This is a genomic window from Burkholderia sp. WP42, from assembly GCF_000745665.1.
GTDB lineage: Bacteria > Pseudomonadota > Gammaproteobacteria > Burkholderiales > Burkholderiaceae > Burkholderia > Burkholderia vietnamiensis.
This window is the reverse complement of sequence record NZ_JQJT01000046.1, coordinates 1-20,818: the sequence shown is the minus strand read 5'-3', so window position 1 is coordinate 20,818 and position 20,818 is coordinate 1. Positions and strand designations below refer to the sequence as shown.

Here is a 20,818-nt window from a genome sequence, read left to right as displayed (position 1 = left end):
ACACCGCTCGAGCAGGCGAGAATCGGTTGGATGGGCGATCGCCTTTTGCATGACCGTCGTGTCGACAATTACACGCTTCGCGCTTGAGGCCTTGATCACGCCCGCGCGCTTTGCCGCTTCGATCGTCTCGGCCAGCAACTCCTCAACTCCGGCCTCACCCAGGCGCTTGCGCCAGCGCGTCAGGCTCGACGGATCGATCGGCGGCTCGGTCTGTAAAAATGTTTCGCCGGTGAAGCCCTGCCAATACGGGTTCTCCACCCATTGCCAGACCACGTCCTCATCCGACAGATCGAACGCATGCTGGAGATACAGCAAGCCAGCAATCAGCCTCGGTGACGTGGCCGGCCGACCCTTGCGTGAGACGAAGCTCGCGCTCATCGACGCATTCAATCCATCCCAGTTGATCAGATCGGCCAGACGCACCAGCGGATGCTTCAGGTTGATCTGCTCGCGCAGAGGATGCCGGAACAAATCGCCCTCGCTCACCGCTGTCTTCGGACCCATCCAGACCTCGACAGAATTTGCAGGAAACAACCCACAATCTGCCAGGTTCCTGCAAATGCATCAACAACTTTCAGCTTCAAACCCTTGCTGCGCAAGGCGTTTCGAGTTTTTCAGGACCGACTCTTTACGCAAACTGGCAGGAACCCCCACAGTCGCCACCAGCCGGATGGCGTGCTGTCGACACCATGCTTGGCCGCTTCGATCAGTCCAGCTACCCGTCACTCTACGCTCGGACCATGCAGCTTCAATCGATCGTCGAGCGCTCATTCGCAGACGGTGCAAGCGTGGCCATTCTTCCGGAAGAGATCGCCGGTTTGTGGCGTCCCGCGATGAAATTGTGGTGGCGCGCCGACATTGAACGCATGCGCGCTGCCGGACAGACACTCGTGATCGGGATGGACCTGACGGTGAATGTCAGCCCATTCCGGTATACCGACAGTACGCTGATCACCGGCGTCGGACGTGGACGGCTCGACAGCCGGCAGCCGGTCCCCGTCGCCATGTGGCGACCCGGAGGACGGATCAGTGCCATCAGGGGAGATATCAACCAGCCGTATCTGATGATCGCTGGCCACCGCGCCGCGATGTCACTATGCTTTGAGGACCTACTGTGGTGGCCCCACTGGCGCACGCTGCTGGACAAACCAGACGTGATCGTCAGCCAGTCGAACGGATGGTTCGATTCCGATCTCGCACTCGCCAACATCCAGCGGCAAAGCATCGAAGCCGTGGCGCGCCTGGCGGGTGCACCGCTGCTGCGCGCCACAAACAGGTAACCGGCTCGTTATTTCCCGGTACCGTTCACCGCATCCTTGAATGCCTTGCCCGCCGTAAACTTCACCGTATTCGCAGCAGCAATCCTGATCTCCTCGCCGGTTGACGGATTGCGGCCCGTACGGGCTGCCCGCTTGCCCTGGCTAAACGAGCCAAAACCAACCAGCTGCACCGTATCGCCCTTCGCGACAGCCTTGGTGATAGCACCAATCACGGCGTCAATGGCCTCGCCGCTAATTACCTTGCTCGCACCCGTCGCAGACGCGACGGCGTCAATCAGTTCCTGCTTGTTCATAAAATGCATCCTCTGTCGATTAATAAAGTTGACTGCTACATTCCCATAAATGGCTACCCGAACGGCAGCGGCCGCAGAGCGACCCACGTACCGTACCGCATACACGGTTCACCGCACAAGATCCGTCGACCGGCGCTGGCAATCCCAGGACTCCGGCCTGACAGGAACAGGGACCGTGACCGGCTGGACGCAGATAAAAGCTGTCGTAAAATCGCAGCGTTCACCCGCCCCTGCTTGCTGACCGCACGACCGTATGTCCCAATCAGCCCACCGCCATAGGCGTCGCGGCCCCCGCTATTCGCGCGAGTTGCTACTGCCCCTGCCTCTCGCGGCGACGCGTGCTCGCTCGCTCAAGTTTCACGCCTGTCTGACCACCGTCCGCAAGGGATTTGGCTCGACAGAACATCTCGTCGAACTGGCAAGCGTCATGTACGTCTCCTGGTTTCTGCAACGCGCCGGATACGGAGACCTTCCACTGGAAGAATTTCACGCTGCCGAACAGTACATGGAAATCGCGAACAGACGAGGCGCATTGGAAAATCTCTGGTGCCTGGATGAAGACGGATACCCGTTCTTCGAACACATCCTGCGACTCCATGATCGCCAGCTCGATACGGCGCCGGCTTACGCCATCGTTCAAGCGGAAGGCGATTTGCGCGACTTCATCAACGGCACTGCACCGTCGCCATTGCCACCGCTAACATCGGCCCAGGCCGGTGGAGCGACGCGGACCCCGTAGGATCACGCCCCACGTGCCTGCACCGCGACTCCATCAACGTCCCGTAACGTGGCGCGGCACCCGTCGCGAAAAGCCGAGCATCCCCAGAAATAACTGCGCGAACCCTTGATCCGTCGCATCGGAGCGCCACACGCCGGACACGCGACGGTCGCTCCTGTCACCGATACCGCTTGCCCTCCACCATTGTTGCCGCGTTGCGCCTTGATGCGCACCACCAGTTGCCGTATCCATTCACCCAGTTCAGCCTCGAACTGTCGCAGCTCGAGTTTTCCAGCCTCGATCTGCATCAGGCGATCCTCCCATTCTGCCGTCAGCACCGGGTCCGCCAGCTCGGGCGCAACCTGCTCCAGCAACGCGATCAATGCATCGCCCCGCGGCAACGGCACGATCTGCCTTTTCTGCTTCGCGTGATTACCGATATAGTCCCGACGAAAGAGATTCTCGATGATGCCGGCACGCGTCGCGTCGGTCCCGATGCCCGCCTTCTCCTTCGTGCGCATGATCTTCTTCAGGCGCTCATCGTCGATCTCGCGATCAATCGACTCCATCGCCGCGAGCAGTGTGCCCTCCGTATAGCGCTTTGGCGGCTTTGTCTGCTTGCGCTCAACGTCACAGGACACGTTCAGTGCTGGCTGGCCAACGGTCACTGGAGGCAACGGCGGGACGTCGGGCGGGACGTCGGGCGTCTCATCAGACGCGCCATCCTGCCGGTCGGGCCTCACGGCCATATCGACCGTCTCACGCCAACCCTGAACGGTCGGTACATGACCCGTCACCCGAAAAAGCTCACCTTCGCACGTCACCCCGATGACTGTCCTCAGGTACTCGAAATCTCCCAGAAACTGGCCGAGGTAGCGACGCCGGATCAGATCGTAAACAAGCCGCTCGGTCTTGGTGAACCCGGCGAGCTGAACAGCCCCGTTCACGGTCGGGATGATCGCGTGGTGCGCGGTGATCTTCGCATCGTTGAACGCACGCCCCGGTGACTGCAGCCGGCTCTTTGAGGCAAGCGCCTTCAGCGATGGATCAATCGTATGCGGTCCACGAAGGACGCCCCTCAGAGCGAGGTGGCAGAGCGCGTGATGTGTAGTAGCGGTGTGGGTCAGCGGAAGTGGGCAGGCATTTTCCAGGGAAGCAGCGCGTCGTAGTCGTCGACAGTCTTCGCCAGAGGTAGCCGCTGGAACAGCCAGGTGAGATATCGGTATGGGTCGATGCGATTCGCCTTGCACGACTCGACGAGGGAGTACAGGTTGGCGCTAGCGTTCGCACCGTCGACGGTGTCCGAGAACAGCCATCCGCGGCGCCCGACGCAGAAGGGGCGGATTGAGTTTTCGCACGGGTTGTTCGAGATAGGCCAGTCGCCGTTCTCGATGTAGCGGACCAGCTTCGGCCACTGTTCGCGCAGGTAGGTTAGCGCTTTGCCGAGTAAGCTTTGCGGCACGACGCCAGGCGACTGCTCGAGCATCAGCTTTTCGATGACATCGAGCACGCGTGTACTGTACCGTCGTCGCAATCGCTGTCGTCGTTCGGCCACCCACTCCGCGCTACGCGCCTCGGCAACGAACAACTTTCCGATCAGCTTGATGAAGTGCGTCGCGAGCAGATCGGGCGAGCGCGCTGCCTTGGGCACATTGTCCTCTGCCTTGACGAAGTAGCGTCGGCAATGAACCCAGCATCCGAGGTGCACGAGCTGGTATCGCTCGGCGATACCGTTATAGGGCTCATAGCCATCGGTCATCAGGACCGCGCCCCTACGGATGCCCATGAACAGTTTGTCAGCTAGCTTTGCACCTCTTCCGGGCGTGTAGGTGAAGCAGCAGATCGGCGTGCCCGAACCGGTCATCTGCGACCAGAGATAGCTCTTTGTTTGTGGCTTGCGCCCCTTCTCCTTCAGGACCTGGAATGTCGTCTCGTCGCAGTAGATCAGATCGGCATCGAGCAACGCATCGCGCATCAGGTTGATCACGGGTTGCGTCGCGAGCCCGACACGGACGATGCTCGCGGCGATGGTGTTCGACGAGATATCGCCGCCGAAGCGTCGCAGCAGGCCGGCCTGACGGTAAAGTGGCATCCCGAACTGATACTTGCCGGCAGCGATCCACGCAAGCGCCGATTCGCTCAGGAGTCCACGCGGGATGATGCGCGGCGGCGCTGGCGTGACCTTGATGCCAAGATCGCAGCACGGGCAGGCATACTTGACGCGCTGGTGCTGGATGACCCGGAGCTGCTCCGGGATCACGTCGAGCTGTTCGCTGGTTTCGACTCCGATCTCCACAAGCGCGTGTCCGTCGTTGGTGCAGAAGCGATCGGCTTCGGGCAGTTCGTGCCGTACGACATCGCGCGGCAGACTGGGATCGAGCGGCTTGCGGTGACCACGCTTCTTGCGCGTGTGTGCGCCAACCTTCGTTTCCGGTGTGTCTTCCTGCGCGGGCGTGAAGTTTGCACCAAGCGCTTCAGCTTCGTTGAACAAGCCGTATTGATCAGAATCCCGCGCTTCGCTCTTTGCACCGAACAGCTCGCGGCGGTAAGCGCGTAAGCGCTCTTCGGCGAGGTCACGCTCTGCTGTCACGAGTCGCAGCGTGCTGCGCAGCTCGTCACGTTCCCGCTGAAGCGCAGCGTGCTCCTCGCGCATCGCCAGGAGTGCCTTGAGCTCGTCGGCAGAGAGGGTGACGTTGATCGGCATGTCGCTTAGACCGGCACGCCAATGTCGTGTTCAACTCACACGAGCATAATGTCGTTTTGGATGGTGCCGAAGCGCGGCAATGTCAGCACCCTTGAGCAGCCACTGCAACCGTTCGACGTCCAGCGCGACGACTCCGGTACTACTGTCGGGCCAGACGAAGCGGTCCTTCGCTTCGAGTCTCTTGAGCAATAGCCAGAACCCGTTGTTGTCCCAGCCCAGGATCTTGATACGATCACATCGCCGGTTCGTGAACACGTAGAGCGACGAATCCATCGGGTTCAGGCCCATCGCCTGTTCCACGAGAATCGACAGGCTGTTCATTCCGTAGCGGAAATCAACCGGATCGCGGTGCAGATAGACGTTCAGACCTTCGTCGAACCGGAACACGCCAGCCTCCCGAGCACATGGATGATCGTCGTGATCTCTTCGACGCCCGCCTCGCCGAAGTCGAGTTCGACGCCGTTGGGCAACCGAACATGTAGCGCGAGCGCCATCGACCGAACCGGCGTAGACGGTGTCGACGGCGACACAGGCGCAGGGATGACGGGAACAAACGCCGGTAAGGCATTTGCGTTGCCGGCGCTTCTGACCGTCGGCGCAGAAATGTCGATCGAGACGCCATCGATCACCATTGAGTCTGGCTCTCGCGGATCGTGCAGGATCTGCGGCTGATAGCGCGCGATCCACCGACGTAACTGGTTCGGGTTGACGTCGTGATCCATGGCCGCGCGCGCGATCGACACGCCCGGCTTCAGACACAATGCGACCAGTTCCCGCACAGCGTCCTCATTGAATTCGCGCCGGCCATCCCGTTTCTGGCCAACGACCAGCCTGCTGCGAAGGTCTCGATTCTCGTTCATTGCGGTCTGAGTGCATGTGTCCACGCGGACACTTAGGTTCAGACCTTCAGCCACTCATTGGAAGGACGTTGTTCCTCGACCCCATACGATCAATCGAGATGATCGACGCGAGTACCTTCGGCACTTCGGCAAACATCGACACCGGCAGATGCTCACAGTCGGTGCGGGGATAGGTCGTTGCCTTGTGCGTCTCGTAGAGCGCCTGACAGGCGTCGAGCACTGCGGCGGCCTTCAGCCCGTAGCGTGCCGACGCCTCGCGCTGCAGGCTGCCGAGACTGAACAGCAACGGAGCAACTTCCCGCTCGGGCGTGGTTTCCACCGCACCGACGCGCCCCGTCCGTCCCTGCACGCGCGCTGCAACCGCCTTCACCTTCCCGTGATCCGTGGCATGGCCAGCGGTATCGACCAGACTGTCCGGCACGACCCACTGCATCGGCACCCCGGTTCCTGCCAGATCGAAGACGGCCTTCAGGTCGTAATGGACCTTCGGTACAAAATCGTGGATCGCGCGCTCGCGCCGGACGATCAACGCGAGCACCGGCGTCTGCACCCGACCGAAATGCAGCGTGCCGTCCTTCCCGCCGGTGCCGAACGACTTCGTCAGCGCCATTGTCAGGTTCATTCCGGCGAGCCAGTCCGCGTGCCCGCGCCCGAGCCCGGAGTAGTACAGGGGCAACGTCTTCGATCCCGGCAGCAACTGGGCGAGCGCCTTGCGCACCGACGCCGCATCCATTGCCGACAGCCACAGGCGTGACGCCGGGCCGCGATAATCCGCGAGCTGCATGATCTCCCGCGCGATGACCTCCCCCTCACGGTCTGCGTCGGTCGCAATGACCACCTCATCCGCCTCCCGAATGAGCCGCACGACGACATCGAACTGGGCCTTCACGGAAGGTTTGACCGTGACCGCCCATCGTTCAGGCAGCACCGGCAGCAGATCGAGATTCCAGCTCGCCAGCTCCGGTACATATTGCTCGGGCTTCGCGTGCTCGACGAGATGTCCGACACACCACGTAACGACGACATCGTTGCCCGTGAATGCGCCGATGACGCGTGAGCGTGCGCCAATGTGTGGCGCCAGATCTTTCGCCTGTGAGGGCTTCTCGCAGATGTACAGCTTCATGCCGACCTCCATCGGGGATGGGGTCCGCTTCCCTGGTGACGCGCGTGGAGAAGATGTTCTGGAACCGCTCAGTCGCCACACCGGCAGTCGACGAGCGGCGCTGTGGACTCGTGGTCCAGGTCGGGTTGCTCCAGCCCGTCCAGTTCAAGTTGCCGGTCGAGGAAATCGGCTTCGCGCAGCAGATCGGCATAGCTGGCATATCCGGTGAGAAACCGCTGGCCGCTCACATGCTCCTGGTTGAGCCACCAGACCGCCCGTGTGCGGTCCGCCCGGATCGCGCTGACAAGTTTGCGTCGGCCCTTCAGGAAACACAGGTCGCAGTTACCCAGATCGCCAGCGGGATCGAGCGCAAGGTTAAACGGCTGCCCCGCACACCAGCGCAGCACGTCTGCTTTGGTGACACCCGCACGTGCGAGCGGCAGATACGGCAGTCCGGCACTGTTGTCACGGCCAGGTGCCAGCATGCGGGCCACACGCCGCGGCTCATCCGCCCGGATGCCCATGACTGAATCCCAGTCTTCATACCCGAGTGAGCGCATGAACGCCTCGCCCACGCGGACCTTGAGGTTGGAGGTACACAGACGGTGGCGAACATTGGGCACATAACGCTTCTGCGCAATCAGGCGCGCGAACGGTTCGCCGTGGCGCGAAGCAGAATGGAAATCCACAAAACGCCACTCGGGTCGACGGAACCCGCCCGGTCCCTGCCCGCTCACCCATTCGAGCCAGTGCACCGGGACATGCCAGCGACGGCTGCACTCCTCAACGAACACCAGGGTTTCCTCACGCTCCTGTCCTGTGTTCTCGAACGTGACATGGCAATCCGGTGGCAGACCGTCGTTCGCCTCGAGGATCTGGTGCAACATGTAGCCGCTCGTGCGGCCGCTCGAGAAACAGATCTGGGCCGGTCCCTGAACCCGGTACGCCGGATGAATCATGTCATCACCTGATAAGGAATACTGAATGTGATGTCGTCACGAATTCGCTTGAAGAGCGTTCAACGCCTCGTCCGCGGCGCGGATGAAGGTTGCGGCCGCCTCCGCGACGATCGCGTTGCCATAGGCGCGCAGTCGTCCCACGCGGGAGGCAGCGCCATGAGCCAGCGGGAATGTGCCGGGTTCAACTGGCCGGAAGCGGCCGTCGCGGCATCCGATCCAGTCAGCAGCGCGCCAGAAGCCGTTAGCCGGACCGGCAGCATCGAGAGCGCCAGCGCCCGGATCGCGACCAGCCCGGCCGAATTGCCCGCGGCGTTGTGACCGTTCGCAGCAGGCGCGAGACTCGTGGGGGTCGGCCACCCGGCGAGGAGTGCAGCCGCGCACAGGTCCTGCGGGCCGCCCTTTCTCTCGAGCTCCGCGAGTGCGCCGGCAACGGTTCGCACATTTTTCGTGGCGAGCGCCGCTGTGGGCGTCGGCCACGCTGCGAGTACCGCGAAATCGTTCAGGTTCGCGCCGTGCTTCGTCACGCCGCACGCGCGCCGCGCCTGCCCGCCGCCCGTCATGTCGCTCGCCTGCGGAGTCGGCCACGACGCAAGCCTTGCGATCCACTGCAGGTCGACCTGCCGCTTTTTCCCGTCGGGCGTGCGGCCGGTCGGCGACATCTGGCCGCCCCGCGGGCTGCGGCCTCCGTTGGGACACGTCGGTGTCGGCCAGTGCGCCGCGAGCTGCGCAACCATCTGCAGATCCGTGAGAGAGATGCCCATGCGCGAGCCCCGCGCCACCGACCTGCGCTTGCGCTCGAGGAAGGCTTCGGGCGTGCCGTTTGCCTGCTGCGCCATGGGCGTGGGCCACGAACCACAGGCGTTGGCGGATGTGCGGCGCACCGACGCCCGCAGCGCACAGATCGACCGCCCCGACGGCGTAACCCGCTCCTTCCAGGTCAGCGTGAACAAGGTCGAGCCAGCCGAGGCCGTCGCGGCTTGCAACCTGTTCGCCAAGCACGATGCCAGGGCGGCACTGCGCGATGAGGCGCAACCACTCGGGCCAGAGATGCCGCTCGTCGGCAAAGCCAAGCCCTCGGCCGGCCGCGCTGAACGGCTGGCACGGACAACTGCCGGTCCAGACCGGGCGGCGGTCCGGCCAGCCGGCGAGACGCAGCGCGTACGACCACGTGCCGATGCCCGCGAAGAAGTGGCACTGGTCATAGCGGACAAGTTCCTGTGGCGTGACATCGCGTATATCCCTTTCGTCAACGTCGCCGGGCGCGATCAGGCCCGCGGCGATCAGGTTGCGCAGCCACTGGGCAGCGTACGGATCGTGCTCGTTGTACCAGGCCGTCATGGCGTGCCACCGCCGGAACCCGCCCGTGCGAGGCGTTCGCGCTGCAGCGAGGCGTAGGCGGGATTGAGCTCACAACCCACGAAACGACGCCCGAGACCTGCGGCTACGGCTGCCGTCGTTCCACTGCCCATGAACGGATCGAACACGATGTCGCCGGGCCGGCTGCCAGCGAGCACACAACGCCGTGCGATCTCTGGCGGCATCACGGCAAAGTGCGCGCCACGGTAGCCACCGGGCGCCACAAACCAGACATCGCGCATCATCACGGGCTGCGCCGCCGCACCCGGGTCAGCGTCCCATCGTTCGTTGAACCCGGCGTGCCGGCGTGAGTGCCCCCGTTGCTTGCCTGTGGCGATTTCCCTGCGGCCGTCCCGGGTTGTCCAGTGGTGCCCACCGCGACTTCCGGCGGCAGCCCGCATCGGACGCGCTGCACGCGTGCCACCGTTGGCACGATGGCTACCGGCCTGTGCCTGCACATCCTGGGCGAGACGCACGAGCGTCGACTCACGTGGCGGTGTCCTGATCGCATCGAAGTCGCTGTAGTACCGCGCACGTCTCGACAGCAGAAACACGTACTCGTAGGACGAGGTGGGCCGGTCAAGCTGGCTGCCCGGCATCCCGTTCGGCTTGGCCCAGACAATGGCCGAGCGCAGGTACCAGCCATCGTCGCGCAGTGCGAAGGCCAGCATCCACGGGATCCCGATCAGGTCCTTCGCTTTCAGGCCGGGCGGAACCGCGCTGGACCGGCCAGCGACGCCCTGCGCCGGTCCGTGCTTGCGGCCTCCGAGGGTGCTGTGCGCCTGCCAGGAACGGCTGGCCGCATAGCTGTCGCCGACGGATAACCAGACCGTACCGTCCTCGACGAGGAGGCTGCGGACATGCCGGAACACGTCGACCATCCGGTTCACGTATTCGCGCGGTGTCCGCTCAAGCCCGAGTTCGTGCTGCCTGTTGGGAGCGTCCTCCGGCAGATACGAGCGCAGCCCGTAGTAAGGTGGGCTGGTCACCACGGTGTGTGCCCGCACCCCGTCGGCTGCCATGCGTGCCATCAGCAACCGGCAGTCCCCAAAGTGGCAGGCGTCGATCCAGCGTTTCGCGGTCATGGGAGCACCTCGCCAGTGAGGCCGCATGCCACCCACCGCCAGGTCCGCGCGCACAGCGCTCCGGCAGGACACCGGATCTCGATCTGCAGCAGACGTCCCGGCGAGCCACCAGCGCGCCAGACGTGGATATGCCAACCGTGAAACCGAGCGGAATACGCGCGACTCCGGGACGCGGTCGCGCCCTCGGCCACCAGTGCCCGCAACATCCTGAGTTCCGCCGCGTCCGGCCATGCCGGACACACCACGTACGTGAGTTCCACGTCTTCCTCCGCCAGGGTAGCCGCGCACGGTGCATATCGACCCACCGTGCGCGTGGAATGAAGACGTGGACTTACCGTGCGGCGGTACCGGTGGCACGGCGCGAACGCCGGCCGGCAGCCTGTCCCTGTGCGCCCGTACCGTCGCCCCCGCCGCCCTGGGGCGGTTCGTCTCGGGCCTGTTCGGTGGACTCCCGTGATCCAGCATCGACACCGGCCGCTGGATCGTCCGCTGCCCCCTCCGATGCCGGATCAGCGCCTTCGCGTGGCTGGCGCGGGCGATAGACCACCTGATCGATACGCACGAGATTCAGCGAAATGGATTCCGCGTCGATATGCGCGCCGGCGTCCGCCTCGTTGTCGCGGTTGATCCAGGGGCTGACATGGAAGTCGCCCCGCACGACGACGCTTGCGCCCGTGCGGATGTGCTGGAGGACGCGCTCGGTGAGACGCTCGTTCCAGATCGTCACGTCGACCGGAAAGGTGCGCCCGTCACGCTGTTCCAGCGTCCCGTCGTCGAGGCGCCGGTAGCTCGCTGACATCACGCGCAACTCGACAATGCGCCGCGTGCCACCGGCCGTATTGACCTGTTTCATCGTCGGCGACGCCAGCACGTTGCCGACCAGTTCTGCATAGATACCCATTGCGGACTCCGTTCATGGACAAGGAAAACCCCTGTACTACGAACGCGCTGTCCACTACATGCTGCTGTGTGGCCGCTCTGCGGCAGCCTGGTAGTGCCTGATACGTCATCAGCAGGCGGCCATCAGTCCTCGCGACGCCGGATCTTCACGGTGCCGTGGGTCAGGTACGTGGCGATCTGGCTCGCCGCATAGCGGAAGACCGATTCGAGGGCGTTGAGATCACGCGAGCGAGCGTCGCATTGCTGCAGGTATGCGCGCAGCGGCGCCGGCATGCGGCCGAAACCGGACTGCACCCTCGCGTACGGCACCGCATGCGGCTCCCCGCGCAGGAACCAGTCAAGCCGGTGTCGCGTTGCGCCGCTTGCCAGCGCAATGCGCGCGCATCTCAGCGACGCATCGAGACCCGCTTCGCTGCTCTCGTGCGCCAGCGCCTGCATCTGCGCGACGGTGTCGTCGAGCCAGCTCTCGTACGAACGCAGCAGCACGCGAAAGGCACTGCGTCCTGCCACCTGGGCAACGGGCAGCGACACGGTCGTCTCCCCCTTACCCTTAAAGGCCTTTGAACGTCGATCCAGAGGCGGAAACCGGTTCGTCATTGCCGCAGTCCTCATGTCGAAGTCAATGTCACTGGACCAGCGCCGCTGCCGCAGCTTCCGGCACGGCGTCATCGCCGGACAACGGCACACTGTCGAGCAGGCGCAGTTCCGCATCCGACAGACGGCTCACGCGCCGCCGGCTATGCCGCGGCTGCCGTTCGCCGGTGAAGATGTCGCGCGGGATCACCCCGAGCAACGCCCTCGCCGCGTCCACACGACGCGTTGCGGCAGTGTCCGCACCCGGCAGGAAGTCGTGGCGCGCAAGCGGCAGCAGTTCGGGGCGGGTGAGCACGCGCTGGCAGTGCACCGCGAAATGGAACACGGACAGACAACGATGTCTCGCCGAACCGATCCGCCGCTGTCCGTCTCCTGATGCAAGCAGATCGCGCAGCATGGCCGAGCGGATCACCCGCACCAGGTAATCGAGTTCGACGAGCAGCATGACGACCATGTAGCCATACGGCGATGTGAAACCCAGCGACACGCTCGCCGGTTCGCGCGACTGCAGGATCGTGTAGTCGAGGCCCTTCTGCCGTGCCGCATCGAGCAAACCGTTCGCGTGTTGCAGTTCGAGTTCTCCCGCGCGCCGGATGCCGGCGATGCGCTCCGCGATCTCGACAAGCTTCCAGTCCGCGTATGGATTGTCGTTGCCGGACAGGGACCACAGCGCACGAAGCGCAGCGGCGACGCGCCGGCCGCCTGCCATCGGGTGCCCTGTTTCACCGGGCGTCACGGTGCGCCCGAGAAACAGCCGCATGGCATCGCGCGTATGCAGGTGCATGCGGTCACCGCCCTCGCTCGTGAGCTGCCCGATGCGCGTGATCTCCAGCGCCTGCGCGGTCGACACGAGCGGGTCGGCAGACTGTCGCAATGCGTCTCGCGCCTGCGCGCCACGCAGCGCTTCCTCGCGCTCGAGGAAAAGCTGGTAGCGCCCGAACAGCGGGTCGGCCGGGTCCGGGTCATCAGACTCGACAAGCTGCGCCAGGGTGCGGCGCTCCGCCTCGATGTCGTAGCCGTCGGGAAACGGCGACGTCGCCGAACGCGCAAAGGCGTCGAGGGACACGTCAGCCGGGGTTGTCTCGTCGCTCATGGGAGGTTCCTCCTTACCGGAATGAAACGGTCTGGGGCAGCGGTCCCGCTAGCAGTCCGTCGTGTTACCCCGGGTAACAGCCGCGCCTGATGGATGGTGGATTCACGCACGGTGCCATGTGGCGTGTTACCCCGGGTAACACGGTGCCGCGATCGCGGGCGATGCCCTCCACGAGATCGCCGTGTTACCCGGGGTAACACGGTGTATGGCCAGGCGACCCGCTGTCCTGGACCGCAGTGCCTCGCGGTTTGTCCACTGCTACCCGGGAAAACACGTCGGGTTAACGCCGCGTGCCTCAATCGCTGAACCTGCGGTGTTACCCCCGGTAACACCGCCACGCGCAGGCTTGGACAGTGCCGGACGGGCCCACCGGTGATGCTGTTACCCGGGGTAAGAGGTGGTCGAGCTACCGAAGCCGGCGTGTTACCCGGGGTAACACGCCATGGGGCGGGTGCGGAAACGGTCGGATCACGCATGGCAGACTCCGGTGCTACCGCAGCCGAGCTGTGCACGCAGGCTGGCAAGATGGGCGCGGGCAATCTCGGGAGGCGTGACGCGCGCGTCGCCTGGGCACGTATCGCGACGGTGGCGTCCTGATCGCCGGCGAGCCTCGGCTTCGCGGTGCCCCCGCGCGGGCACAAACTCACCGGCCAGATACCGGCGCACGAGCTCGCCGATATAGGCGACGGGAAAGCGGACTGCCTGACGCCGATGGCCCGCAGCCATCTCGTCGAGCAACAGTTGCCGGTCATGCGCCGGAATCCTGGCCAGGTACTGGCTGACCGGTCCGCGTTCGGCTGCACTCACCACCGAAGGCCAGACCAGCACACCGGCGCCGGGCTGTGCCCCGTCTTCATCGCTAACCTGCGGGAAACCCACCCCCACGTCCGGTCGAGCGTCTCCCAGCAAGCGCAGCCATCCTGACGTGATCGCACCGGTGGTGGTTGTAGTCGAATATGTAATCCTTGTATACGCGCGCGCGTTGGGATCGTACGTTTGCCGCCAACGGTAACGGATCAAACCTGCCGACGGTAACAGCGCACACCGTGCGGCCCCCGGTTGGCGAATTCTGGTTGGCGAAATTCCGATGGCGGCAGAACCGCGTATCACGCTTTCAACGGGCGAAGAAGCAACGCGCATCGCCCCGTTACCCGGAGCAACGGGGCGTTCGACGTCCAACAGGCGCGGCAAGCCATCAGCGGGGGCTTCCTCGGCGCGCGCGAGTTTCCGGGCTGACGAGAGGCGCGCAGTGCGCGTGGCATATTCGTCCAGCAGAGCGTGCAGCCGCACGGGATCGATCTGGCTCCACAGGCGCGTCCCCCGTCCCGCGTATCTCACCTCGCGCAGCACGCCCATCTGCCGAAGCCGCCGCTTCGCATTGTCGAGCTGACGCCGGTTGATGCCGGTCGTGCGGTTCCACTCCCACGCCGTCAGCGAAAACCAGATGCCCTGCCGGTCGGCCGTCTGCCGCTGCACCTGGATCATGCGCGAAAGCACGAGGCCCGCATTGAAGCTGCCGGTGAGGTCAGCCAGCGCGCGCCTGAACGGCACCACCGGCCCGAGCAGTTCCCTTGCTGCGGACTCATCCTCGCGCATCGCCTCGATGCTCATCGGCAGACGGCGTACGAACGTACAGCACCCGTCGATCAGTTCGGACATCAGCGGGACGTTGATCCGGTAATGCAGACAGGCGGGCCGCCCGCCTCGCCACTCCGACACCAGGCTCAGGTTGCGCAAACGTGCGCGCGCGCCCTCCTGCTCATCGCGCGAGAGGCCGGTCTCGATGCGCCAGTGCTCCCGCGTCTTGTGGATCCAGCCACCGTTGTCGCCAACGTCCCGTCCACGTCGAGTCCAGTACACCATCTGCGAAAGCAGCATGGCGTCCTTGGGATGACCGGTGATGCGTGCGAGACGCGTGCCGAACGCAATCGGGCGAAAAGGCTTCAGGCGCAGCCACAGGTCCTCGAAGTGGTTCAGGTAATCGGCTGCGCTCATGACCGGTCTCCCGGTACCACGGCGGGTTCGGTCGCCGAAGACTCATCAGGCCGCTTTGGTGGCCACGGAATGCCGGCGGTACGTTCCTGCGCGCGGCGCTTGATCAGCGCGAGCAGTTCCGGCCAGCAGATGCGCAACCCGTCCGCTCGCATGTCGCGCGGGCAATGCTCGACGAGTCGCTGATCGAGAAGCAGACGAAGCGCTACAACCTGCTGAGCGGCCGGAAGTGAAATACGTCGCTCGATGTCTTCCGGTGAGACATTGATCCAGGCACCAGGGACCGTCGTCTCGCTTTCGATCGCCGAGAGTTCGGTCAGCAATGCACCGGCCACGAAATCCTCGCACGCCTCAACGAAACACCGGTCGATGGTGATCGGCGCGTCGAGCATCGACAGCAGCATATGGGTCTGTGCGGGAGGCAGGCCCGGTGAATCGTCCCACGTCTTGCCAGGTAGCAGATTTCCTTCGGGGTCAACACGCATGTCAAACATCGCACGGCTCCTTGCTCGTCGTTGAAGACAGACAGTCAGAAGCGCGCTGCTCCGGCCCGGTGTCGAGCGCAGAGAAAATCGTGGCCAGTGTGTACCGGCCATCGTAGTAATCGTGAATGGCGAGATAACGCTCGCGGACGTCCTGTATCTTCGAGCGGCTCCGCCACGCATCCATCAACGCATCGAGGTCCGTTCCCACCAGTACTCGCGGCTTGACGGGTGCCGCAACGACAAATTGCTGCCGCAACTGCGTCACCTTCGCGCGCGTCGCGCTGCGGAAAAACCGGCGGATCATCGGCAGGCTCGCCCGCGCCTGTACGAAACCAGTGAGCAGCGACTCGTCACGCCACTGGCGCTCGATCAGTTCGCACCGACGAACCAGAAGATCCGCGTCCAGTAAAAGCCGTATCGCGCCCGTGGCAATCAGGTCGTCGATCTGTTGCGTCACACGTGGATCACCCAGTACCCGGGCGACAACAGGTGGAACAGCGGGTGAGGACCCGCGATCTCCGCCCCTCAATGTTTCACATGAAACTTTGTTATCCTTATTGTTCAGGACAGTCCAATGCGTTCCAGTGCGGGTAACACTTGCCGCGAGCAGCAGCAACGTCATGTGTTGCAGTGGGGAATATGGCAGTGTCAGAAGACGCTCGTTCATCGACGCTCTCCCCTGCGCAACAGTTCGTCGGCATCCAGTTCGGTCCATCGCGGCGGCTGGAAACGCTCCGGATGGCGCGCGCGGAACCTGCGGGCGATACCGACCAGCTCCAGATAGCGGCCGCCAATCTCGCTGGCCGGATTCAGGGCCGTGTCAAAGAAAAGGTCGAACCGGTCGGCAAGCAGCGGCTCGCCAATGTGGGTATCGCACGCATGCGACCAGGGCTCCTCGCTGCCCGTAATCTCCCCAAAACGGGTGCCGGCCGGAAGATGCGCGAGGCCACACGGCGTGTTCTGCCGTGACAGGTTGACGAGCCACCACCAGCCCACGTAGCGCCGAAATCCCTCCTCATGCTGTCTGGCCTGCGTGTCAAGGGGCGGGTCCGTCCGCGTCGGGTCCGGCAGATCGACCATAAAACCGTACGGCAATTCCGGCGCATCGTGCAACGTGCTCTCGAGACCGCACAGGGCCGCGAAAGATCTGATGTCCCGATGCAGGGTGACGAGATCGTCTGCGGTATCGACCTCGACAGAGGATGCGACCGCGCGGGATGCCGGAACTTTCGGGCCGTCAAGTTTGCCATCGCGCGCACCGGCACCATCATCATCTCCCGCGGCCGGTGAACGTGGCGCTGCCGCGCGAATTAACGAGGTCGACAGCGGTACTGCGTCCGGCTCATCGCCACCCGCACCATCATGTCCCTGCTGCGAACTGTCGACCTGACCTATTGCACTGGCGGCGAGCGGACGAGCCGTCGTCAGTAACGCACCCGCGTCGCCCACCGCCCGATCCGCCAGCTCGCGCAGCCGGTCCGGTGAAATTTCGGGCTCACGCGCCAGCAGCGCGAGCATCGGTTTCACGGCCGCCGCCGGCGCGCCCAGTGCTTCTGCGCAACGTCGCTGCAGGCTCATCACGAGCGCTTCAGCGTCCAGTGGACGTTCCTGGGCAGAACCCCATGCAGGTTCTGCCGTCAGCCCGAGACTGAACTGCTCCAATCCAACGTTGACCACTTCATACTGCAGCCAGTCGTCGTCGTGTCCGAAGCGCCGGACAAGTCGGGTCATTGCACCCATCGCAGGCTGGATCACGTCGACCACGTTGCGTCGACTGAGCAGCGCCGTTGCAGGACCGAGCATGGCCAGACGCTGCGTTGCGAACTGGAACAGCGACAGCAACACGTGGCTGACCGGCGCACCGTCTTCTGCGAGCAGGCGGGCGAATTCGCGCAACGACAGCGCGCCGCCCCTCTCCTGCTCAAGATCGGCCTTCAGCGCGAGATATCCGGCAGCCTTGTCCCAGAAACACAGGTCTGCCCGCTGCTCGTTTTCGCGTAGATGCGCCGCCAGCAGCTTTGCTTCGCCAGGATAGGGAATGTACAGGAAGTCGCGATACAGAAACTCGGGAGCCTGCGTCTCCGCGTAAAGCGCCTGGGCCGCCGTCAGCCGCGAGTTACCGCCTTTGGCGACCACGTAATGCGCGTCCGACGGTCGCCGCGTGACCGTCACGATCTGCTCGATGCCGTTGACGCGGATCGACTCCCTCAGTTCAACGATACGGTCCGGCGAAGCCCGCCGGGGATTTCGCTCGTAAGTCGCGACCTCTGTCACCTTGAGCCGGATGGTCGATACCAGCGCGGCTTCGCCGGTACGCGGCCCTGGCGCTTCGACACCAATCCGGTCTACGGCAAGTGCAACCGCGCCTTCAGCAACGTCACCGTCCTGCCCGGTGCGCCGGATATCGACCTGTGACAGCCCGCTCATGCCACGCGCTCCAGCGACACGTCATCCCTCGTTGCAGGACGGCCTGTGGTGCTGCCATCGATGTACTGGCCATGGCGCGACGGAAAGAGCTCCCAGGCGAGCTGATGCATGATGTTCCATGCGGAGCGTGAAAACACCCGGCGCCGGTCATATTCGTGCACCGGCACGCGTGACATTGCTGCCCCCGCATAAGCGGCGGCCGACGGAATCACAGTGTCGAGTACGCGGACCCGTGGATATCCGGTAAAGCGCTCGCGCACCGCCTGCGTCAGCACCCGCGCGTTGACGGTCCGTTCATGCGCGTTGATCAGCACGTGAAGGTCACCGGACCGGAACGACATGCCAAAATCCGCCAGACGGTTCAGTTCATCGAGCATGGACAGCGTGCCGGACGAAAACTCACCCGCACTCAGCGCGTCGGGCTTGACCGGGGACACCATGTAGTCCGCTGCCATCGCAGCAGACTTTTGCAATTCCCCCACCGCACCCTGGGTATCGATCAGCACGACATCGTACGACTCAAGCACCGGACTGCGCATCGCACGACGCATGATCATCAGGCGATCCTCGCGGCGGTTCAGCCACGACTGCAGTCCCGCGTCCGCCGTGTCCGAATAGATGAGGTCCAGGTTCGAGAAGATCGTGCGGCTGATGCAGTCCGCGGACGGGTTGCCGCCGGAGGTCACCACGGCAGTCAGGCCGCGCGGTGAACGGTAATGGACGGGAAAATACCGGCTTAGACTCGGCTGGACATCTGCATCGATCACGAGAACCTTCAGGCCGAAGGCTGCGAGCAGGCCGCCCAGATTGGCGGCGACGGTCGTCTTACCGACGCCGCCCTTGGTGGAGACGAAGGATATAACGACCGGCACGATGGCAGTTCCAGTGCAATGTCATGTTCAGAATGCTCAGGTTCAGCGTTACAAGGGATGATGGAACCGCGCGCATTCAGGGTCATCACGGTCATCACCAGATCCAGGCACAACCAGTTGCGCCGCGATCCACTTTTCGTATTCGTTGGCAGGAAACAAACGCCGCCGGCCAACCCGAATCGACGGCGGCATTGGCTGTCCCAGTGTCAACCGGTTGCGTGCCGTAGCGGGGGCGATATGCAGCTCGCGCGCGATTTCCTCCAGCGTATAAAACCGCATACCTTCTCCTCCAGCCAGTACCCGCGAACTGCGTCGAACTGATTCCAGGCACGTCCATCTTTGTCCAATACTCGAAAGTACCTATAATCAAGGCACAAAATCACTGTAGAAACGCGAGGCACGTATGTCAAGTCCCGACAGCCATGCGGAATATAACCACCGCTTCGCGCAGGTACGCCAGCACTTCGAACTATCGCAGGAAAAGATGGCACGACGTATCGGATGCTCTCTTCGGGCGTATGCCAATTACGAGCGCGGCGAGCGGGCGACTCCTGTCGAGGTGATACGTGCGTTGTACGATACCTGCTCGGTTGATCCGGTATGGTTGCTGACCGGTGAAGGGACCATGATCATTGACCGGGACGTACGCTATCGCCTCAACCAGCGCGTGCTCGACAGCGCGGTGGCCGTTGCCGACCGGATTGAACGACGTCTGGGGCAGCCGCTAAAAGTCCAAAAGAAAGCCCGGCTGATCGGCCTTCTGTACGAACAGTCCCAGCTTCTGGGCGAAGCCGGCGACGGCATCCTCGACGATGCGCGATTGCGCAAGCTGATGAGGTAAGCCCGTGCCGTGCTAACCAGCGAGCAGAAAATCTAAATCCTCCCCGGGTGCCACCAGGAGAGACTAAGGCTACGCTGAACAAGCAGCTGAATTGGCGGCGTGTTGGCGATGTGGAGGTGTTCAGGTCGTGAAGCCGACCGTCACTCCTTTGCTTTTGGCCCTTGCGGGCATTGCACGCGGGCGTTTTGCCCGCCTTTCGCCCATTACGGGCGCAACTGCGCCATCAATCGCGTGCGCGACAGGTACACGTTGGCGAGCGCCAAAGCGACGAAGGCCCGGTTCGCATTCTTCGCCAACCCGCGGTAGCGCACCTTCGTGAAGCCCCACAGTCGTTTGACCACCGCGAACACATGCTCCACGCGTGCACGGATCCTCGACTTGTGGCGGTTCTTGCCGCGCTGCACCTCATCGACTTCACCCGCGCGACGGGTGCGCTGATTCGTGAAGTCGCGCGCCTTCGGCGCTTTGCTGTGGATCAGCGCTTTCTGGCTGGCGTATGCGCTGTCACCGTAGACCCGCCGCTCCTGTCCGTGCAGCAATTGTGGCAGCGGATGCTTGTCATGCACGTTGGCCGGCGTGAGCACTGCGCTGTGCGCCAGGCCGCTCTGGCTGTCCACGCCGATATGCAGCTTCGCGCCAAAGTACCATTGCTTGCCTTTGCGCGTCTGATGCATCTCGGGGTCGCGCGACTTCTGCTCATTCTTCGTCGAACTCGGCGCACCGATGATCGTGGCGTCCACGATCGTGCCGCTCTTGAGTTTCATGCCGCTCGCCTGCAGCACCCGGCCGACTTCGGCAAACAGCTTCTCGCCCAGTTTGTGGGTTTCGAGAAGACGACGAAATTTGAGCAGCGTGGTGGCATCTGGTGCCGCCTCGCAGCCCAGATCAATTCTCGCAAAGCGACGCAGGCTGGCACTATCGTAAAGCGCCTCTTCACACGCGAAATCGGCCAGGTTGAACCAGTGCTGGATGAAATGGATTCGCAGCATGCGCTCCAGACCAATCGGCGGGCGGCCATTGCCGCGCTTCGGGTAATGCGGCTCGACCACCGCGCACAACTCAGTCCACGGCAGAATTGCATTCATCGTATCGAGAAACTCATCGCGCCGTGTTCGCTTGCGGTGTGTCTCGAAACCCGCACCTTCATCAGCTGCCATCGCCAACGTCTGCTGCTTCATCCTGTTCTGCCTTCCTTATCCACCCCGATCTATAACGCTCGGAGCAGTTCTGCGGTGGACTTGATCAGCTTTGCCCTAA

At 63.6% G+C, this 20,818-nt stretch carries 23 protein-coding genes and 1 pseudogene; 3 read left to right on the top strand and 21 right to left on the bottom strand.

Features of this window, described 5'->3' with window-relative positions; genetic code table 11:
• The coding region (locus tag EX20_RS22410) for an IS5/IS1182 family transposase (protein WP_034194729.1) at positions 1-504 on the bottom strand (504 nt) is incomplete at its 3' end.
• A gap of 236 nt (positions 505-740) precedes the next feature.
• On the opposite strand from EX20_RS22410, the gene EX20_RS22405 reads away from it, so the two are divergent.
• A complete protein-coding gene (locus EX20_RS22405; protein ID WP_072465601.1) occupies positions 741-1,280 on the top strand; it encodes a carbon-nitrogen hydrolase family protein in 540 nt (179 codons plus the stop codon).
• Positions 1,281-1,288: 8 nt separating this feature from the next.
• Here the strand turns inward: EX20_RS22405 and EX20_RS22400 are convergent, their stop codons facing one another.
• A complete protein-coding gene (locus tag EX20_RS22400; protein WP_034194829.1) occupies positions 1,289-1,573 on the bottom strand; it encodes an HU family DNA-binding protein in 285 nt (94 codons plus the stop codon).
• Positions 1,574-1,826: 253 nt separating this feature from the next.
• Here EX20_RS22400 and EX20_RS32195 point away from each other — a divergent pair, with 253 nt between their 5' ends.
• The gene (locus tag EX20_RS32195) at positions 1,827-2,312 is read left to right on the top strand and encodes a hypothetical protein (protein ID WP_131929135.1); all 486 of its coding nucleotides are present in this window, start codon (positions 1,827-1,829) and stop codon (positions 2,310-2,312) included.
• 2 nt (positions 2,313-2,314) lie between these two features.
• On the opposite strand, the gene EX20_RS22390 is transcribed toward EX20_RS32195, so the two are convergent.
• The 18 genes and pseudogenes from EX20_RS22390 to EX20_RS31265 all read right to left on the bottom strand — a co-directional run bounded on the left by EX20_RS22390 (position 2,315) and on the right by EX20_RS31265 (position 18,999).
• Positions 2,315-3,304 (bottom strand): DNA topoisomerase, encoded by a 990-nt coding sequence (locus EX20_RS22390; protein WP_258959651.1) that lies wholly within the window; start codon positions 3,302-3,304, stop codon positions 2,315-2,317.
• 110 nt (positions 3,305-3,414) lie between these two features.
• Positions 3,415-4,995, bottom strand: coding sequence for an IS66 family transposase (gene tnpC / locus EX20_RS22385; RefSeq protein ID WP_034194822.1), 1,581 nt, complete (start codon positions 4,993-4,995; stop codon positions 3,415-3,417).
• Between the two features lie 30 nt (positions 4,996-5,025).
• The gene (gene tnpB, locus EX20_RS22380; protein WP_034194821.1) at positions 5,026-5,382 is read right to left on the bottom strand and encodes an IS66 family insertion sequence element accessory protein TnpB; all 357 of its coding nucleotides are present in this window, start codon (positions 5,380-5,382) and stop codon (positions 5,026-5,028) included.
• A complete protein-coding gene (locus tag EX20_RS22375; protein WP_034194820.1) occupies positions 5,358-5,855 on the bottom strand; it encodes a transposase in 498 nt (165 codons plus the stop codon). Before EX20_RS22375 ends, tnpB begins: the two co-directional genes overlap by 25 nt.
• A 46-nt stretch (positions 5,856-5,901) precedes the next feature.
• On the bottom strand, positions 5,902-6,978 hold the full coding sequence (locus EX20_RS22370) for a DNA topoisomerase (protein WP_165927452.1): 1,077 nt from the start codon (positions 6,976-6,978) through the stop codon (positions 5,902-5,904).
• 68 nt (positions 6,979-7,046) lie between these two features.
• The gene (locus tag EX20_RS22365) at positions 7,047-7,844 is read right to left on the bottom strand and encodes an adenine nucleotide alpha hydrolase family protein (RefSeq protein WP_175464271.1); all 798 of its coding nucleotides are present in this window, start codon (positions 7,842-7,844) and stop codon (positions 7,047-7,049) included.
• A gap of 131 nt (positions 7,845-7,975) precedes the next feature.
• Entirely contained in the window at positions 7,976-8,752 is a 777-nt protein-coding gene (locus EX20_RS33015; RefSeq protein WP_051974488.1) for a hypothetical protein, read from the bottom strand.
• A gap of 55 nt (positions 8,753-8,807) precedes the next feature.
• Positions 8,808-9,254, bottom strand: a pseudogene (locus EX20_RS33010) (DNA cytosine methyltransferase); the annotation flags it as partial.
• The gene (locus EX20_RS22355; RefSeq protein ID WP_051974487.1) at positions 9,251-10,357 is read right to left on the bottom strand and encodes a DNA-methyltransferase; all 1,107 of its coding nucleotides are present in this window, start codon (positions 10,355-10,357) and stop codon (positions 9,251-9,253) included. The pseudogene EX20_RS33010 and the gene EX20_RS22355, both read right to left, overlap by 4 nt.
• 331 nt (positions 10,358-10,688) lie before the next feature.
• Complete coding sequence (locus EX20_RS22350) at positions 10,689-11,258, bottom strand: single-stranded DNA-binding protein (protein ID WP_034194819.1); 570 nt, start codon at positions 11,256-11,258, stop codon at positions 10,689-10,691.
• 122 nt (positions 11,259-11,380) lie between these two features.
• On the bottom strand, positions 11,381-11,788 hold the full coding sequence (locus EX20_RS22345; protein ID WP_231572282.1) for a hypothetical protein: 408 nt from the start codon (positions 11,786-11,788) through the stop codon (positions 11,381-11,383).
• A gap of 94 nt (positions 11,789-11,882) precedes the next feature.
• Positions 11,883-12,944, bottom strand: coding sequence for a PFL_4669 family integrating conjugative element protein (locus EX20_RS22340; RefSeq protein ID WP_034194817.1), 1,062 nt, complete (start codon positions 12,942-12,944; stop codon positions 11,883-11,885).
• Positions 12,945-13,412: 468 nt separating this feature from the next.
• On the bottom strand, positions 13,413-14,939 hold the full coding sequence (locus EX20_RS22335) for a hypothetical protein (protein ID WP_034194816.1): 1,527 nt from the start codon (positions 14,937-14,939) through the stop codon (positions 13,413-13,415).
• A complete protein-coding gene (locus EX20_RS22330) occupies positions 14,936-15,430 on the bottom strand; it encodes a hypothetical protein (protein WP_034194815.1) in 495 nt (164 codons plus the stop codon). The genes EX20_RS22335 and EX20_RS22330 overlap by 4 nt, the downstream gene beginning before the upstream one ends.
• Positions 15,423-15,878, bottom strand: coding sequence for a hypothetical protein (locus EX20_RS22325; protein WP_231572281.1), 456 nt, complete (start codon positions 15,876-15,878; stop codon positions 15,423-15,425). Before EX20_RS22325 ends, EX20_RS22330 begins: the two co-directional genes overlap by 8 nt.
• Before the next feature lie 206 nt (positions 15,879-16,084).
• Positions 16,085-17,848, bottom strand: coding sequence for a ParB N-terminal domain-containing protein (locus EX20_RS22320; RefSeq protein ID WP_034194813.1), 1,764 nt, complete (start codon positions 17,846-17,848; stop codon positions 16,085-16,087).
• The gene (locus EX20_RS22315; RefSeq protein ID WP_051974486.1) at positions 17,845-18,720 is read right to left on the bottom strand and encodes a ParA family protein; all 876 of its coding nucleotides are present in this window, start codon (positions 18,718-18,720) and stop codon (positions 17,845-17,847) included. The genes EX20_RS22320 and EX20_RS22315 overlap by 4 nt, the downstream gene beginning before the upstream one ends.
• A 48-nt stretch (positions 18,721-18,768) precedes the next feature.
• Entirely contained in the window at positions 18,769-18,999 is a 231-nt protein-coding gene (locus EX20_RS31265; protein WP_072465598.1) for a MerR family transcriptional regulator, read from the bottom strand.
• Positions 19,000-19,123: 124 nt separating this feature from the next.
• Here EX20_RS31265 and EX20_RS22310 point away from each other — a divergent pair, with 124 nt between their 5' ends.
• Positions 19,124-19,561: a helix-turn-helix domain-containing protein gene (locus tag EX20_RS22310; protein WP_034194812.1), complete on the top strand. Its 438-nt coding sequence runs from the start codon at positions 19,124-19,126 to the stop codon at positions 19,559-19,561.
• 203 nt (positions 19,562-19,764) lie between these two features.
• Here the strand turns inward: EX20_RS22310 and EX20_RS22305 are convergent, their stop codons facing one another.
• Positions 19,765-20,739, bottom strand: coding sequence for an IS5 family transposase (locus EX20_RS22305; RefSeq protein WP_034194679.1), 975 nt, complete (start codon positions 20,737-20,739; stop codon positions 19,765-19,767).
• Between the last annotated feature and the right edge of the window lie 79 nt (positions 20,740-20,818).